This is a genomic window from Kitasatospora phosalacinea (assembly GCF_000716545.1).
Taxonomy (GTDB): Bacteria; Actinomycetota; Actinomycetes; order Streptomycetales; family Streptomycetaceae; genus Kitasatospora; species Kitasatospora phosalacinea.
The window spans coordinates 1-840 of the sequence record NZ_JNWZ01000163.1 but is presented as its reverse complement, the minus strand read 5'-3'; the positions used below and the strand labels follow the sequence as shown (position 1 = coordinate 840).

Sequence of the window (840 nt, the reverse complement as noted above, 5' to 3'; positions counted from 1 at the left end):
AGAGGTTGTACCAGCCGCCCCAGGTGGAGTTGGTGTAGTTGGTGTCCTGGCTGTGGGTGAGGCCGTCGGTGGTGTGGGCGTAGAGGTGGACGGTGGTGCCGTCGGTGAGGGCGTCGAGCTGGTCGACGAGGCTGCCCGACTGGGTGGTCCAGCCGTTCCAGTTGCCCGGGGCGTTGCCGTCGACGGTGTGGAAGAGGCCGTCGTTGGTCCCGGCGTACAGGTGCACAGCGGTGCCGGTGGTGGCCGCGGCGAGGGCCTTGACGTCACTTCCGCCGAGGTTGCTCCAGCCGCTCCAGGTGCCGGCGTCGTAGTTGCCGTCGTTCTCGTGCAACAGGCCGTCATTGGTCACCGCGAACAGCCGCACCGTGTTGCCCACGGCCGTGCCCACAAGCTGCTTCACGTTGCCGCCGGTCAGGTCGTACCAGCCGGTCGAGAGGGTGTCACTGGCCGGGTCGAGGTCCGCACTGCGGGGCACACCGCTCTGCAGCACGGCGTACAGACGGATCTTGCCCGCGACGGTCACCGCTTCCAGACTCGCGACCTGGCTACCCGAAATGGTGTGCCACCCACCCCAGGTACCGGTGCTGTAGTCCCCGATCGCCTCGCGCAGCGTACCGTCCTGCATCACCGCGAACAGGTGCACGCGGCTACCCTCCGCCGCCGACGTCACCGAGGAGAGCTGACTGCCGTCCAACGACTTCCACCCACCCCACCCACCGCCGGGGTAGTACCCGTCGTTGGTCCGGATCCCACCCGAAGAAGTCACCTGGAACACGTGCCCCACCCCGTTCACCACCACCGACGACACCTGACCCGCCTGCACGGCCAGACCCGAAGGCG

The 840-nt window shown here is 68.2% G+C and carries 1 protein-coding gene; it reads right to left on the bottom strand.

Going from position 1 to position 840, the window contains the following annotated elements:
• Positions 1–523: PLL family lectin (locus OO48_RS33935; protein WP_483413978.1), on the bottom strand; the 523-nt coding region annotated here is incomplete at its 3' end.
• Between the last annotated feature and the right edge of the window lie 317 nt (positions 524–840).